This is a genomic window from Kitasatospora sp. SC0581 (assembly GCF_048159585.1).
Lineage (GTDB): Bacteria > Actinomycetota > Actinomycetes > Streptomycetales > Streptomycetaceae > Kitasatospora.
In genome coordinates this window covers 1-373 of sequence record NZ_JBLRWA010000218.1, presented here as the reverse complement: position 1 = coordinate 373, position 373 = coordinate 1, and the positions used below count along the sequence as shown (strand labels likewise).

At 70.5% G+C, this 373-nt stretch carries 1 protein-coding gene; it reads left to right on the top strand.

Annotated elements, in window-relative coordinates:
- Positions 1-373, top strand: a 373-nt coding sequence (locus ACLWS4_RS37855; RefSeq protein ID WP_416876552.1) for an FG-GAP repeat domain-containing protein, incomplete at both ends; no start/stop codon positions are given.

Below are 373 nucleotides of genomic sequence, written 5' to 3'. Positions count from 1 at the left end.
GACTCGGCTCTGACCTGGTCGCCGTCGAGAAGTCCCCGGGCAAGCTCTGGCTCTATCCGGGCACGGCCGCCGGCACCCTGGGCTCTCGCAAGCTCCTGGGCAACGGCGGCTGGAACGGGATGAACGCCCTCACCGGCGTCGGGGACATGAGCAACGACGGCCGCCCCGACCTGATCGCGCGCGAGGCGGCCACGGGCAAACTCTGGTTCTACCCCGGTAAGGCCGGCACCTACGGGTCCCGCGTGCTCATCGGCGGTGGCTGGAGCTCCATGGCCTCGCTCCTCGCGGTCGGCGACTACACAGGAGACGGCCACAACGACCTGGCTGCGATCACCGGGGTCGGCACCTCTTCCCCCCTGTGCCCCGCAGGAGA